12 protein-coding genes are annotated in these 14,039 nt (G+C 46.7%); 3 read left to right on the top strand and 9 right to left on the bottom strand.

Annotated features, from left to right (window positions below):
- The first annotated feature begins 46 nt into the window (after positions 1 to 46).
- Complete coding sequence (locus tag BP95_RS0129105; protein ID WP_414813093.1) at positions 47 to 1,132, top strand: efflux RND transporter periplasmic adaptor subunit; 1,086 nt, start codon at positions 47 to 49, stop codon at positions 1,130 to 1,132.
- A gap of 122 nt (positions 1,133 to 1,254) precedes the next feature.
- Here BP95_RS0129105 and BP95_RS0129100 read toward each other — a convergent pair whose 3' ends face one another.
- Complete coding sequence (locus tag BP95_RS0129100; RefSeq protein ID WP_021253207.1) at positions 1,255 to 2,601, bottom strand: hemolysin family protein; 1,347 nt, start codon at positions 2,599 to 2,601, stop codon at positions 1,255 to 1,257.
- Between the two features lie 290 nt (positions 2,602 to 2,891).
- On the opposite strand from BP95_RS0129100, the gene BP95_RS0129095 reads away from it, so the two are divergent.
- Positions 2,892 to 3,272 carry a hypothetical protein gene (locus BP95_RS0129095; RefSeq protein WP_139170672.1) on the top strand — a complete coding sequence of 127 codons (381 nt, stop codon included), beginning with the start codon at positions 2,892 to 2,894 and terminating at the stop codon, positions 3,270 to 3,272.
- Between the two features lie 108 nt (positions 3,273 to 3,380).
- Here the strand turns inward: BP95_RS0129095 and BP95_RS0129090 are convergent, their stop codons facing one another.
- The 3 genes from BP95_RS0129090 to BP95_RS0129080 all read right to left on the bottom strand — a co-directional run bounded on the left by BP95_RS0129090 (position 3,381) and on the right by BP95_RS0129080 (position 5,772).
- Positions 3,381 to 3,803 (bottom strand): DUF309 domain-containing protein, encoded by a 423-nt coding sequence (locus tag BP95_RS0129090; RefSeq protein ID WP_021253209.1) that lies wholly within the window; start codon positions 3,801 to 3,803, stop codon positions 3,381 to 3,383.
- The gene (locus BP95_RS0129085; protein WP_021253210.1) at positions 3,800 to 4,609 is read right to left on the bottom strand and encodes a GTP diphosphokinase; all 810 of its coding nucleotides are present in this window, start codon (positions 4,607 to 4,609) and stop codon (positions 3,800 to 3,802) included. The genes BP95_RS0129090 and BP95_RS0129085 overlap by 4 nt, the downstream gene beginning before the upstream one ends.
- A gap of 68 nt (positions 4,610 to 4,677) precedes the next feature.
- Entirely contained in the window at positions 4,678 to 5,772 is a 1,095-nt protein-coding gene (locus BP95_RS0129080) for a quinone-dependent dihydroorotate dehydrogenase (protein WP_028533868.1), read from the bottom strand.
- Between the two features lie 269 nt (positions 5,773 to 6,041).
- Between BP95_RS0129080 and BP95_RS33675 the strand changes: the two genes are divergently transcribed.
- Entirely contained in the window at positions 6,042 to 6,179 is a 138-nt protein-coding gene (locus BP95_RS33675; RefSeq protein WP_175460785.1) for a hypothetical protein, read from the top strand.
- Between the two features lie 99 nt (positions 6,180 to 6,278).
- Here the strand turns inward: BP95_RS33675 and BP95_RS0129070 are convergent, their stop codons facing one another.
- The 5 genes from BP95_RS0129070 to BP95_RS0129050 form a co-directional block, all read right to left on the bottom strand.
- Positions 6,279 to 7,730: a L,D-transpeptidase gene (locus BP95_RS0129070; protein ID WP_028533867.1), complete on the bottom strand. Its 1,452-nt coding sequence runs from the start codon at positions 7,728 to 7,730 to the stop codon at positions 6,279 to 6,281.
- A gap of 22 nt (positions 7,731 to 7,752) precedes the next feature.
- Positions 7,753 to 9,465: a stalk domain-containing protein gene (locus BP95_RS0129065; protein WP_028533866.1), complete on the bottom strand. Its 1,713-nt coding sequence runs from the start codon at positions 9,463 to 9,465 to the stop codon at positions 7,753 to 7,755.
- Positions 9,466 to 9,486: 21 nt separating this feature from the next.
- Positions 9,487 to 11,556, bottom strand: coding sequence for a FecR family protein (locus BP95_RS31655; RefSeq protein ID WP_197035323.1), 2,070 nt, complete (start codon positions 11,554 to 11,556; stop codon positions 9,487 to 9,489).
- Positions 11,557 to 11,648: 92 nt separating this feature from the next.
- Entirely contained in the window at positions 11,649 to 13,505 is a 1,857-nt protein-coding gene (locus BP95_RS0129055; protein ID WP_021253215.1) for a CHASE2 domain-containing protein, read from the bottom strand.
- A 263-nt stretch (positions 13,506 to 13,768) separates the two neighbouring features.
- A complete protein-coding gene (locus tag BP95_RS0129050; protein WP_021253216.1) occupies positions 13,769 to 14,002 on the bottom strand; it encodes a ferredoxin in 234 nt (77 codons plus the stop codon).
- Positions 14,003 to 14,039: the final 37 nt, after the last annotated feature.

Raw genomic sequence — 14,039 nt, 5'->3', positions numbered from 1 at the left:
AGAGCTGTTCCACATAGAGGAGGACATTTACCAAATGAAATCGAAAATAAAACCGATATTGAAATGGGCAATTATCATACTTATTTTAGGCGGCATCAGCTTTGGATTGTATCGTTTCGCTAACCCACCACAACCAGAGCTTCCGATGGACAATGCGGGTGCGATCACCTTCCCGGTTACGAAGGAAACACTTGTGAATCATATTGAAGTAAAGGGTAAATCCACATATGAAAAGGAAACGATCGTGTATGCGCCATTCGGTGCAGAAGTGAAGCAATGGGCTGTAAAGGATGGGCAGCAGGTGAAGAAGGGCGAAACTATCTTCCGTCTCGATCCAAGTGTACTGTTGAATGAAATTGCACAAGCTGAAGCTGTAATTCAAAAGCAGAAGCTTGAAACGCAGCTCGCACAATATCAATCCGCGCTAAGCGAAGAAGATCAAGCGCTCCCTTCCACGGAAGCCGAAGTGAAGAAGAAATTCGTCGAGAAAGAAACGGCGAAGCTTCAGCAAGAGCTGAACAATGTAACCATTGATATTCAACGAAAGGAAATCGCTCAGAAGCAGAAGAAGGTAGATGTAGCCAATTATATCGCACCTTCGCCAGGGATTTTCCTATACGATGATCCGAACAAAATTCCACAAGCACTGAAAGAGAATGAACGTGTCGGCAAAATCGTAGAACTGAAGAAATTGCAGCTCGTTACGCTAGTTGGCGAACAGGATGTATTCCGCATTAAGCCTGACATGGCCGTTGAAGTAAAAATGAACGCCATGAAGAACGTCAAGATTAAAGGGAAAGTGCTGAAAGTGTCCAAATTCGCAAAGGCGGTATCCGAGGAACAACGCAATAACAATCAGCCCGCTCAATTTGAAGTCATCATCGGACTCGATGCCAATGAGAACCTGATTGCCGGTCTCAGCCTTACTGGACAAATTGAGACACAACGGAAAGAAAATGCGATCGTTGTGCCAACTGTTGCCGTTATGCGGGAAAAAGAGAGCGTCTTTGTTAATATCGATAAAGGCAATGGCCAAATCGAACGAAAAGAGATAAAAGTTGGTCTCGAAACAAGTGAGAAAACAGAGGTATTGGAAGGATTGAAGGAAGGCGATACGGTCGTGCTGCAATAATCGATGCCAATAAACCTACAAGTTTGTAATTCACAATGAGATCATTCAATATGAGTTCGATAAAATAAAGGAAGCACCCTGCAGAACCGCAAAGAAAGGTTCCGAAGGGTGCTTCTTCTCTATTACAGTGAAGATTGCTCCGCTTGCACATCTTCTTGTTCAAATAACTGATTCCATTGTCCTGATGCGATCTGGACTTTGCGGATTCGATGCTTCTCTCTCTCCAGCACAGTGAATTGAATACCGTTCCATTCGAGCTTAGAGCCCTTCTTGCAATCCGGCATCCGATCGTACAGCCATCCTCCGATAGTATCGATATCCTCGTGCTCAAGCTCAGTGGAGAGCAAGCTATTTACATCCGTAAGCAGCACTTTCCCATCAAATATATAGGTATGCTCATCCAATTGTTCAATTTCAGGGCGTTCTTCCTTGTCAAATTCATCACGGATATCGCCAACGATTTCTTCCAATATATCTTCAATCGTGATCATACCGGATGTTCCACCATATTCATCAATTAGGATCGCCATATGCGTGCTTTCTTTCTGCATTCGCTTAAGGAGCTGATTGATCGGAGTAGACTCCGAAACGGTGAGAACGGGCAGCATGATGTCAGATAGCTTCTTATTAGCCGCTTCATCATATTGCAGGAACAACTGCTTCGTGTTGATCATGCCCACAATGAAATCCTTGCTTCCACGAATAATCGGGTATCGGGTATACTGTTCCCGCTTCATGACTGGAATGCTCTCCTCTACAGGCAGTTCCTCCTGCAAGCAAATCATGTCCGTTCGCGGAACCATAATTTCCTTGGCCAGCAATTCGTCAAATGCAAATATGCGGCTCACATAACCGAATTCCGTTTTATTGATTTTACCGCTTTCATAGCTTTCATTCAGAATTATCTGCAGCTCTTCTTCAGAGTGGGCCTCTTCTTGCTCTTTCGCAGGCTTCAGACCGAACATGCGGATAAATCCATTCGCAGAACTGTTCAACAACCAAATGAACGGGTACATCACTTTGTGGAACCAAATGATCGGTCTAGCGAACAACAAGCTGATCTTCTCCGACTTCTGGATCGCAAGCGTCTTCGGCGCAAGCTCACCAACCACAACATGTAGAAATGTAATGACGATGAATGCAATCAAAAAGGAAAGGATCGAAGCAGCTTGCTGTGGAACAGACAACCACTCAAATACCGGATGAAGCACCTTCTCAATCGAAGGTTCACCGAGCCAACCAAGTCCAAGCGCCGTAATCGTAATTCCCAGCTGGCAGGCGGACAGATATCCATCCAGATTGCTCGTCACTTGCTTGACCGCAAGTGCATTCTTGCGCCCTTCCAGAACCAGTTGATCTACACGGCTGGATCGGATTTTAATAATTGCAAACTCTGTGGCTACAAAAAAGCCGGTAAGGATAATCAGTATTGCTACTAGAATAAAGCTGATACTCGGGGGCAAATCCATTATTTGTCTCCTTTATGAACCAAAATATGAAGCTTATTTCCACATATTATACAGGTTAGCAGAACGGAAAACAAAAGTCTCTACAGTCGGAAATCGACTTCTATCGTTATTGTTATTCCAGTCCTCCAGTAAAATAACATCGGCACGCTTCATTACACGAGCGCATGCTCTCCTGTAAGCTGTAGAGCCAATTTTACATGAAAGTCTCGCATACGGTGTATCCATACAAGCCAGCACATGCAGTTTCACATATATTAATTTTGCAGACCGGCAAGATGGGGGGTGAAGAGATGACGATCTTGTTTAACAGAACGCTGATATTCAACGATTTGGATGAATTGCTTTTAGGCAGAAACACATTTCAACTCGTGCTTCAAAATGGCATTAGTCAAAGTTTATGCGACCTCCACATTCAAACTAAAAATAGCCTTGGAATTCCGCCTATGCTTGCATCATTAAAGATTCAAACAACATTCGAAGCTAAACAATTGGTTCTGACTCCGCCTGTAATATCACTTGATTTGGATTTAACAACGTTCTTTAACACCCACCAATGTATTCCAGTGGGTGGTACCTTCTTATTGACATTGACATTCACCAGAACGTTTTTGCCGGAAGATACACTGCTCATTGGCCCGACGAATTCTCAAGGCATTATTGTTATTGGTTAATTCGTAACGGGATCCGTTTATGTAGAGAAGAACACCATTTAAGGCCTTGCCCCAAAATGGTGTTCTTCTCTTCTTCTAACATCAATATGTCACGATATTCAACTTGTCTTATTCATGTAAGGAAGGCAGCTCGCAGCACTCAATAAGCGCACCGAGCTCCTTATCCACGATTCGAATCGTAAGATCTTGAAATGGAGGCAAACTCGCATCGCAATTGCACAATTTGTCCAAAGTCTCTTCAGAATCGTTACGAAGCTGCTGCAAGTCGATCCCCAATATGATATCTGGATAGGCATCCAGCTTCTGAAGCGCTGCGGTCAGCAGCTTAATCGCTCCAGGACGATTGCCATTCTGGAAATGATGCAGCCCCACTGCTACCTGAAGCAGCCCTTGAAGAAGCGGCTTGCGCCCCTCTTCAAGCCATAACTCTTCCATGACATCATGGCATTGATAATAATCCCGTTCTTCATTGAACAGCTTGATGAACTGAATATACAGCCTGTCATAAGGGAGAGCCGACTCGGTATTCATAGCTGAATATTTCCGTTCTTCTTCGCTCTCTCCAGTGCATTCGTGATCTCTTCCTCTAATTGCTTCAACTCTGTAATATCATCCTTCTCCCATACTTCATTGAAGCGGTTCTGGAATTGAATCGCCTCAGAAATACGGTGGGAATAATACAACTCTTGGATAAAGGACAAGCATTTCTGTACAATCTTCGACTTGTCCTCGAAGCTCTGCTGCGCTACGAGAATTTCCTGACGGATGCTGGACATTTCGTTGTCTAGTACGAACGCCGCCTCAGCCGCTGTCTTCAGACGCAGACGAACCTCCTCAGGCAAGCTGTCCTTATATTTATAATTCAATGAATGTTCAATCGTTGCCCAGAAATTCATGGCCAATGTACGGATTTGGATCTCTCCCAAAATCATTTTCTGGCCGAGCGCCGTTTGAACCGGATATTCGATAATCATATGGAAGCTGCGATAGCCGCTTTCCTTATAATTGGTAATGTAGTCCTTTTCATATACGACCTTCATGTCTTGTCGATTCCGAATCAATTGAGCCACGCGATGAATATCATCGACGAACTGGCACATAATTCGAATCCCAGCGATATCTTCAATTCCCTGCTCCAATTGATTAAGAGGCACCTCGAGGCGCTTTGCTTTCTCAAGGATGCTAGAAATTCTCTTCACCCGACCCGTTACGAACTCGATAGGTGAATATTCTTCTCGCTTCTTTAATTCAGTTCGCAACGTTTTGAACTTGACCTTCAGCTCTTCGACGGCCTGTGCATAAGGCAGCAAAAAATTTCCCCAATCTCTTCCGTCCATTTGTACGCCTCCTGTCCATTCCAACCATTCGTTCAGTGAACCTATGCCGTTTCACTATACGACCATTCTTATCGATGATCAGCCCCGATAGCTTCTGAGATATGCTTGAATCCGTCCTGCTTCATCAGTCGCTTCAAGCCCGAAGCTAGCTCACGGTTAATTCCTGGCCCCTTGTAAATGAGTCCCGTATATATTTCCACCAGACTGGCTCCGGCACGTATTTTCCGGTACGCATCTTCGGCAGTGAATACGCCACCCGACCCTACGATTGGGATGGCCCCCTTGGTCATTCGATAGATTTGCGATACGACCTCTGTCGAGCGTTCCGTCAACGGCTTACCGCTCAATCCCCCGTTCTCCAATCGATGGACATGGGTTGCCCCCATCCGTGACAAGGTAGTATTGGTGGCAATTATTCCTGACACTCCACTCTGCACAATCGTCTCGGTCATACTCTCCAATTCACTATCAGATACGTCCGGTGCAATTTTGACGAGAATGGATTTGCTCTGACCATGTGCAGCATTCTGACGATTCATCTCATCAACAACCAGACTGAGCAGTGCCTTCAGCTCATCGCCATGCTGCAGATTCCGCAAGTCAGGCGTGTTCGGCGAGCTGATATTGACGACGAACAAATCCGCAACATTATACATCGTTTGTATGCACTTCAAGTAGTCTTCATGCGCCTTATCATTTGGTGTTGCTTTATTTTTACCGATATTGACCCATACCGGAATTGGTCGATCCTTAATCGCAGCCAATCGCTCGCGCATTGCTTCTGTTCCTTCATTATTGAAGCCCATTCGATTGATTAACGCTTCATCGGGAGGAAGCCGGAACATACGTGGTTTCTCATTGCCAGGCTGTCCCTTCGGCGTGACAGTGCCCACTTCCATAAATCCGAAGCCAATGGATGAGAATCCGCGGACGGCCTCCGCATTTTTATCAAGTCCTGCTGCTAGTCCAATTGGACTGTGGAATGTGAGACCGAACAAAGAGGTCGTCAGGGCCGGATCTGCCTTCACACCATACATCCCACGCATCATGGCAAGTGCACCTGGCACCTTCGTCGCTTTCGCCATGCCACCTATAACCAGGTGATGAGCTTTTTCAGGATCTAATTTGAAAAATACCGGTTTAGCTATGTTGCGATATAACAAAGGTTCCACTCCGTTCATTGTGCCATACATGTAAGCCATGGTTACTGACAACATCGTATAGTTACCGTACCACGCAAGTCTTATTCTCTCAATCACAAGACAATGCGTTGGAGAATTCTTGGCGGGCATAAAAAGGCTCCATGTCCTAGTTTAAAGGTTTCTCGTGCAAAAGAAAAGTACATATGTCAACCAACCTTGACTGGTCAAACCTTACGAAAACGATTACAATAGGCATATAGAAGCTAGAATCGTAAGAAAGGTGATGACCTATGGCAGTGAAACGCAAATCCCCATCTATGCCAGCCAAGCATACTGAAGAAGTAAACAAGAAGGCAATCTATTGGATCGGCGGGGCTATCTTGCTATTTGTCATAATTGTCTCAACGCTGCTTATTGCGAATGGATGAACATGTAATCATAGTTATTTATGGGAAAGAGCCGGATTCCAAGTTATACTTGTGAATTCCGGCTCTTCTTTTTCTTCACAGGTGCGCAAGGATGTTCGATTACAGCCAGCGATATTTCTTGTTCGGATTGTCCTGATGTGGGCTCAATTTGAGCCGGTAGCGGCCCTCCTTATCCGGTACAAGCAGTTCATCGGGCAATATATCAGAGCCGATTACGACCTCTGTCCCCATCGGCACCATATCGAATAATTCTTCAACATCTTCCTTCCCCATCCGTACACAGCCAAGCGACTTATCTCTCCCAATGCTCTCCGGCTCGTTCGTGCCATGGATCGCATATAAGGTATCCGATAAGGTCATTCCCCTGCTGCCAAAATCTCCAGTAGATGACCCGTTTGGATCGACTACCTTTTCAGAAATCCGGAAGGTCCCTAACGGGGTTCGTTTGCCGCCGAGGCCAACTTTATAGTTTCTAACCATTATATTCCCGCTTACAACCGCAAGCCTATGTCGCTTCTTATCTACCAGAATACGCAGGGGCTCTCTGAACGGATCTAACTCATCGCTCCATATCTGATTCAGCGCCTGCTGCTTAGCCTTTTTCGAGGCTGCCTGCTTGGCGTTCTTCATCCGAGCTATAAATGAAGCAGATACTTCTTCATATGCACTTGCAATCTGCGGCGTAATACCGGACACGATATTGTTCGGGTATTTGCCTGCTAGAGCAGCCAATTGCTTCGGCGGTTGATCCTTCGTATGCAAGGCCGCCGTCAGTGCTGACTTCGCCACTAGCCGGTCTACACTCCTAGACATCCATTGCTGAACAAAGGATTGTGCCTGGGAGCGCTCTGCCTCACATTTGCACTGCTTGCCCTGCAGCGGAGTAATCACGATCCGTCTGCCATCCGAATCGGATGTCAATCGATTGTCGGCACGCAAGGGCGGCTCCCACATCCACCAATTCTGCTGAACACGAATATTCAGCAAATAGTGAACATGACCAGTTCCAGAGGCGAAATGCTCTGTATGCCTCAGGGCTTGACCGAAGGCTGCATTGTCATGTTCAGGAACAAGAATGCCTATCTGAGTAGAGAGAGCAGGGGTACCAACTAGGTGATGATTCCCGGCTCTCGAAGAAGACGTATCATCACCCGCTGCTTCTATTCCCTCATCAGTAATGGCTGGGTGCAATCGGGAAGGCGCATTCACCTCTCCCGCAATCGAGCCGAGTAGAAGGAATACCAAAATTGCTGCCTCCACCCGGTTTCTCACCTTCCGCGGCGAGGACGACACGGTCTGCTGCATTTGCGTTTGCGCCAGCAGTTCCTCTATTTGTTCAGAAGGATGTGGTACATTCTCGAATGCATGATAAATATCCCCCGCTTGCTTAAAGCAGTATTTCGCCTTGCCTTGTTCGCCATTTCGCTCATACTGTTTCCCGAGCAAGTACCAGGCCATCCGATTATCTGGATGCGCCTCAATATATTCTTTCATGTAAGCTTGGTCTTTCTTCGATCCGAGTGGATGATTTCCATCTGATGAAGACGTCAATCACATTCCTCCCTTCAGCAACTTACTTAGCTGTAATTCGCTGTGGCGGCAAATACGAGCCTGTTGCCGCATAGCGCAGGAAGATTCGGTCTCTTACTACAACTGCTCGAGCTTCTGCAACCCACTGTACATCGAAGCCGAATTGTTCAGCTACGAATCGGACAGGTACTAGAATCCTGCCATTTTGGATAAATGGAGCTGCTGGCAGCTTCGAGACGGATGATGTGCCATTGTCTGTCACATTGACTTGACTGCTCCCCGGACGCAGATCGAAACTGCTATCTCCAAGCTGAAGAATCACACGCTTGTCTGCACGCCATACCGTCTTATACCCCAAGGTTTCAGATAGAATCCTCAGAGGCAAGTAGGTTCTATCATCTTTAATCATCGGCGCTGTATCCGAGTCCAGACGCAAGCGATTATAGACAAGCTGTACCTGGGATGCCCGCGACTGCCCCGAAGATCCCATAATTCCCTCTGGGAGTTCATAACGGCGAATGAGACGAATTGCATTGTTAAACGCATCCGTCACAGCGATTGACCCGTTCGCAAGTACAGCAACTGCTGTTGGCTCGTGTAGCTTGGCGTACGAGGTAATCCCGTCTACGTCGCCGCTCTTGCCAGCTTGTCCGCTTAGTGTAACGACCTCTCCCTTATATATATATCGGACAACATGGTTCCATCTATCAGCGACTACAATCCCATTTTCCTCCGTAATTGCAATTCCTGAAGGATTGTTGAATAACGATCCTGTAGCAGCGCCGTCGCGATATCCACCAGATGCATACAACACTTGCTGGACGTTCGGTGCTGTATAAGCTGCAGTTGAGCTGCTCCCAGCAATGGTGGATACATTCCCCTGCTTCAAATCAATCACACGAATACGCTGATTTCCAGTATCCGCAACGGCTAACTTGCCATCACGCATCATTGCAATCCCACTTGGTTCATTGAACTTTGCCTCAGCGAGCTTGCCATCCTTATAATCTCCAGCTCCAGTTACAGCTCCGGGGGAATATTCGACGATTCGAGAAGAACGGGCCGTCAATGTCGTGACCGTACCATTGGCATCAATCCGTCGAATGACATGATTTAATGCATCAGCCACATAGATAGACCCGTCATCCGCTACTGCAATTGCACGCGGCGAATAAAAGCGCGCCTGCCCCGCTTCGCCATCCTTCCATCCAGGAATGCCATCGCCGGCTACAGTTGATACATTCCCATTTCGATCAATTTTACGAATAATATGATTGCCTGCATCAGCTACGTACAGATTCCCCTTCTTATCCGCTGCCATTCCAATCGGCTGATCGAATTGAGCTTGAACATCGTTCCCGTCTTTCCATCCCTTCGTATTCCTCATGCCTATTGTCGCCAATATCCGCCCATTTACGTCCAGTCGTCGGATGACCTGATTGCGTGTGTCTGCAACAACAACCGATTTCCCTTCGGATACAATTCCAGAAGGGAATTGCAGGCTCTCTTCTTGTTTTTTGGCCAGCGCGCTGCCTGATAAGTAAACCGTTTCGTACCAATGTGATGCAGTCTTCCATGCGCCCATCTCGATCGCTGGGGAAGTAAAGCGTTCAAATGCTTGCGTCTGATCAGAATTCTTGTTCAACGATGAGGCTGCTGCATAAACCTCGGCAGATGATGCCACCGATGCAGTACTCGCTATCAGCATAAAGGTGACGGCAAGGCGGAATTTCCCCGTTACTAGTCCTACTTTCATCTCCACTATCTCCTTCAATCTTTACGGAGTAACCTTAATCTCAAGTGGTTTCTCCATTTTATTGACTTGCAGCAGCGCACCTTTCTCATCATAGAAACGAACATTGGATAGTTCCAATGTAACTGGGTCTTTGCTGCCATCCTTTTTATAAGGCAGCTTAATGAGCGTGTCGTCACTGCTTAGCGTCACATGTCCAGTTTTAGTCATCATAATACGGTACGTAATGAGGTTGCCTGCCGTCACTACCGAATCCACACTATTGCTCGACTGATAATCTCCAGGGAGGTGTGCAATTCGAAATTTGCCCCCGCCATCACGATATGTATCCGGTTGACTCAGCAATTGAGCTTTGTCTATCTCAGCTCCAGCTACCTTGATTGTAAATTGCAGTGTTGCCGCTGGAATCGGTGATGTAAGTCGCTTCAGTACTGCCGACACAACGAAATCCTCATTTGGCTTGACTTGATCTACATTGGCAGCCAGTTCGAGAACATGCTCCTGTGGTTTTGGATCTGGTTTTGGATCTGGTTTTGGATCTGGTTTTGGATCTGGTTTTGGATCTGGGCCTGGGTCTGGCTTCGGATCCGGTTTTGGATCTGGCTTCGGATCTGGTTTGGTTGGGTCCGGCTTACTTGGATCTGGCGTATTCGGATTAGGATTCATTTTTCCACCCTGGGTATCGCCTTTATTTTTGTCCGCTTCCTGGCAAACTCGGTTTTCGTACGCATTCTGGCATACTTCCAAGCGGGCATTTTTCAGATTTTCTTTAAATTGCTGTTTTGCATGCTCCGAACCAAGAGAGTCCTCGTAGTTCTTTTCTATTTTGGCCAGCTCTTCAAACTCCGCAGCCATCCGCTGCTCTTCAAGCGAGTGATTGCTTCCTTCCTTAGGAAGAGACACATTGTCTTGGAGCACTCCCAGCTTAACCTGTTCTTCAACATGCTTACGTATAAGAGACTGCTGCTGACCTTCCTCCTTTGTCAACATGAGCTTGGCTGTTTTCCATGGCAGTCCAGTCCGATTTGCCTCCTGTTCGGTCAGCTTGCCATGTTCAACCGCAGTACGGACCACATATGCAATAAAATCACTCACATTATGGGCTGCTCGAGTCTCAAACAGAATCGATTCACTCTTGCCGCTGTTCAAAATATCACCGATCATCTGAATGGATCCAATCGGCAGAATCCCACCGTATTTGCCCTGCAGCAAGCCATACGATCGAAGTGCATCACAAGAGCGCAACTGCTTTTGTACTGCTTCACACTTTTCCGCTAACCAATGAGTCCTCATCGCTTTATTCTCATCTTCTGCATCTGACGCACCCGCAATCATCGCCTGAACAATGGCCATGTCCCATTGATCCAGCAATGTTATCGCATCCGCATATCCATATTTCATTCCAATGCCCTGCTCAGATTCCGAGAACGCCGCAGTCTGTGCCGGAAATACATCATGATGGCCTATCGTTACGACCTTGCTTCTGCCGAATGTTGAATCCAGCTTCGCCCCTTGCCGATTGTTAAGAGAACCAGCATCGCTGCTTATCTTGATTGGGTACTCGGTACGTACCGTACCGGCTGTAACATACAACTGGGTCAGTCCATTGAACGGATGCACTTTAACCCCAAATTGTGTTCCGCGCACCGCCATAACAGTCGTCGGCGTCTCAAGGACGAACCGATCATCGATTCCCGCAATCGACTTTACCTTGGCAAATACAGAGCCAGCCCATACACCGATGCGTGTTTTTACACCGCCGTCCTTTTTTAGTTCTGTAAAACTAACATCTGCACTCGCCCCGATGGTCAGCTCATCATCTTTATCCCCACCGGCCAATTGAATAACAATGCGTGATTTATCTCCCGTGAGAAGACGATCACCTTGATTAATGCTCATCTTCTTGAACACTTGGATCGCCTTGTCCCCTCCTGCCTTCGTTACGTATACACTGCCCTTCCATTCCTTCACAACACCTACTCGTACAGCTTTGGCAGGAGCCTCTGCACCGTACACGGTTCCCCATGATCCAGTTCCAAATAGAGTGAAAAATACAACCATACAGGCGAGGCTGCTTTGCAACAAGCGATTCATTTGCATTCCTCCATGCTCTCCTTACATCACATATAATTCAGGTGTCAGACAACGTCAGCATGAACATACTGACGGGTCCCCTTCGTTCTGACTCATTCTCGTTCTGATAACACTTCATATGCCATTACTTCTTCGGACTTCCCCTTTAATTGGAGGGGTCCAATCTTTGCCAGGTCGAAGCGATTGCATATTCGCACGTACGTACCTTCCCCAACCACGATTTGCCCTGGTAAAGCCCTTGATTCTAAGCGTGAAGCCACATTGACGCTATCTCCAATCGCCGTGTAGTCCAAGCGTAGCTTCTCTGAACCAACATTGCCCACAATCGCTTCCCCACTCTGAATGCCAATGCCGATCCCAAATCGATCACTAAGCTCAATACCTTCCGCTAGCCGTGCACGCAATTCCTCAGCACAGCGCTGAAGCTCTAATGCGGCACGCACTGCATGATCCGCATGATTATCAAGGTGATATGGAGCTCCGAAGATCGCCATAACGCCATCACCCATAAATTTATCTAATGTCCCATTGTGCTTAAATATCGTGTCAGCGCACAGATGCAAATATTGATTCAAGAGCTGAAGCGTTGACTCTGGTGCCAATCGTTCTGACAATGGGGTAAATCCTCTAACATCAATGAACATCACTGTAATATCCGTGCGTACCCCACCTGCCTTAACAGGCTCATGTGATTCCAACAGCTTCGTTACTACGGAGGGTGATACATATCTGCCGAATAGATCTTCAACATGCTGTCTTGCTCTCCGTTCCTCCCGACCACGGTAAGCGACAATGAGAATATAAGAAGCCCCCATTCCACACAATTCGGTAAAGTAAGGAATGAAGACAGAGCCGCTCTCGTAAATCCCAATCCATATGAGCGTAAATAGCAAGACGATGCCTATAGTAGCTGCTGCCCCTCGAATTCCCCGAATTCGCGATGCACTCCAGACTACGGCACCAATGCCAATGAACAAGGCAAGAACGTTCCATGCGATTGGCGCTTCCTTATAGAAGCGGCCTTCTACCAGGGATTGAACCATATTCGCGTGAATCTCAACACCATACAATGTCATGGATCGACTAAGCGGTGTCATATGCCGGTCGCTCAAAGACGCAGCATATGGACCTATCAGCACGACAGAATCCTTATAATAAGAAGGATCAACCGTGCCATTCCATACATCAGCGAATGACTGACGGTCATATCCGTCCACGTCCTCCTCACTGCTTCCATATATAGAAGAGAAATAATCAAAAGCAGCTTGCCCACGATCATCAGTTGGAATTCGCTTTGCTCCTCTATACCATGTTCCACTTGTCTCATCCCATGAAATCTGTTCATTTTCCGGCAGCAGCTGATTCGCCGCTAAAATATCAATCGAGGGAATCATACTTCCCCGCTCATCCGGAATGCCAAGACAGATTTTGCGGATAACACCATCTCCATCAGGCAGTACATTCACATGTCCAAGCTGACTTTCACCAATTTGAATGGAGGATGGAGGCCGTTCCACACTTTCCGCCCGGAGAGAATCCGCATGTTCCTGTAAGGGAAGAAGGGATACTTGCACGGGCAAATAAATGGTTGGATATGTATTCAATTGCTCAGATAAGGTTCGGTCGTCCCTCTCATTCTGGGAAGGATCTAGCATAAGTATATCGATGATGACCGCCCTAGCTCCAGCCTTCATCAACTTCGCGCTTAATTCAGCATAATGGGATCGTGGCCATGGGAAAGAGCCCATCTGTGCCAAGGAAGGCTCATCAATCGTAATCATCTTAATTCGATCATCTGGTTGGCGTTCTTCAATACTCTTCGTACGCAAGGCATCACGAAATGCCTGCTCTGCCATATGAAACACGCCGCCTGTCCCATTACTGTACCCATATACCGTAACCATCGTCAGTATCATAACAACCAATGACGGGACGGCAAATTTTTTCATTTCGATATCACCTGCTTCATTTGAAGGCATGAACCCATATATTGAGAATTACAGTTTGATATACTCTGCTATATTTAATCTATCATATTGTATGAGCGTATACGATGATATGGGCAATTTCAAGTTGAATTTTGTCGAATTTTGCGAATTTTTGCTTTGACGCAGTAATTAGATGGGGTGAGCAGATATAATAAAATCCCCGCGGGAGGCGCGGGGATCGTGTAGGTATTCTCTCTCTATGTGAGTATACAGCTTGCAGTAGGTTAGTTAAATGGTGCGTCCGCAATCTTAATAGAATCTGTTGGGCAGCCATCTGCAGCATCTTGCAGATCGTCGAACAGATCGTCAGGGATAGCGGTTACCCCTTGGTTGTTATCACCTTCATAAATAACTTCTGCGATACCTTCATCGTCGTAGTCGTAAATGTCAGGTGCAGTAGCTCCACATGCGCCACAAGCGATGCATGTGTCTTTATCAACCCAAGTATATTTTGCCATTGGTTAGTTCCCTCCTGTAATGTTACAGATCTTCTTG

Origin of the sequence: Paenibacillus sp. UNC217MF (assembly GCF_000686865.1) — a bacterium.
GTDB lineage: Bacteria > Bacillota > Bacilli > Paenibacillales > Paenibacillaceae > Paenibacillus_B > Paenibacillus_B suaedae.
This window is presented reverse-complemented; position numbering and strand designations above follow the sequence as displayed.

What these genes read in the sequence shown, in the direction of transcription:
- BP95_RS0129100 (WP_021253207.1), bottom strand. Translation starts at nt 2,601, where the DNA reads ATGGATTTGCCCCCGAGTATCAGCTTTATTCTAGTAGCAATACTGATT.
- BP95_RS33675 (WP_175460785.1), top strand. Translation starts at nt 6,042, where the DNA reads ATGGCAGTGAAACGCAAATCCCCATCTATGCCAGCCAAGCATACTGAA.
- BP95_RS0129055 (WP_021253215.1), bottom strand. Translation starts at nt 13,505, where the DNA reads ATGAAAAAATTTGCCGTCCCGTCATTGGTTGTTATGATACTGACGATG.
- BP95_RS0129095 (WP_139170672.1), top strand. Translation starts at nt 2,892, where the DNA reads ATGACGATCTTGTTTAACAGAACGCTGATATTCAACGATTTGGATGAA.
- BP95_RS0129065 (WP_028533866.1), bottom strand. Translation starts at nt 9,465, where the DNA reads ATGAAAGTAGGACTAGTAACGGGGAAATTCCGCCTTGCCGTCACCTTT.
- BP95_RS0129085 (WP_021253210.1), bottom strand. Translation starts at nt 4,609, where the DNA reads ATGGACGGAAGAGATTGGGGAAATTTTTTGCTGCCTTATGCACAGGCC.
- BP95_RS31655 (WP_197035323.1), bottom strand. Translation starts at nt 11,556, where the DNA reads ATGAATCGCTTGTTGCAAAGCAGCCTCGCCTGTATGGTTGTATTTTTC.
- BP95_RS0129050 (WP_021253216.1), bottom strand. Translation starts at nt 14,002, where the DNA reads ATGGCAAAATATACTTGGGTTGATAAAGACACATGCATCGCTTGTGGC.
- BP95_RS0129090 (WP_021253209.1), bottom strand. Translation starts at nt 3,803, where the DNA reads ATGAATACCGAGTCGGCTCTCCCTTATGACAGGCTGTATATTCAGTTC.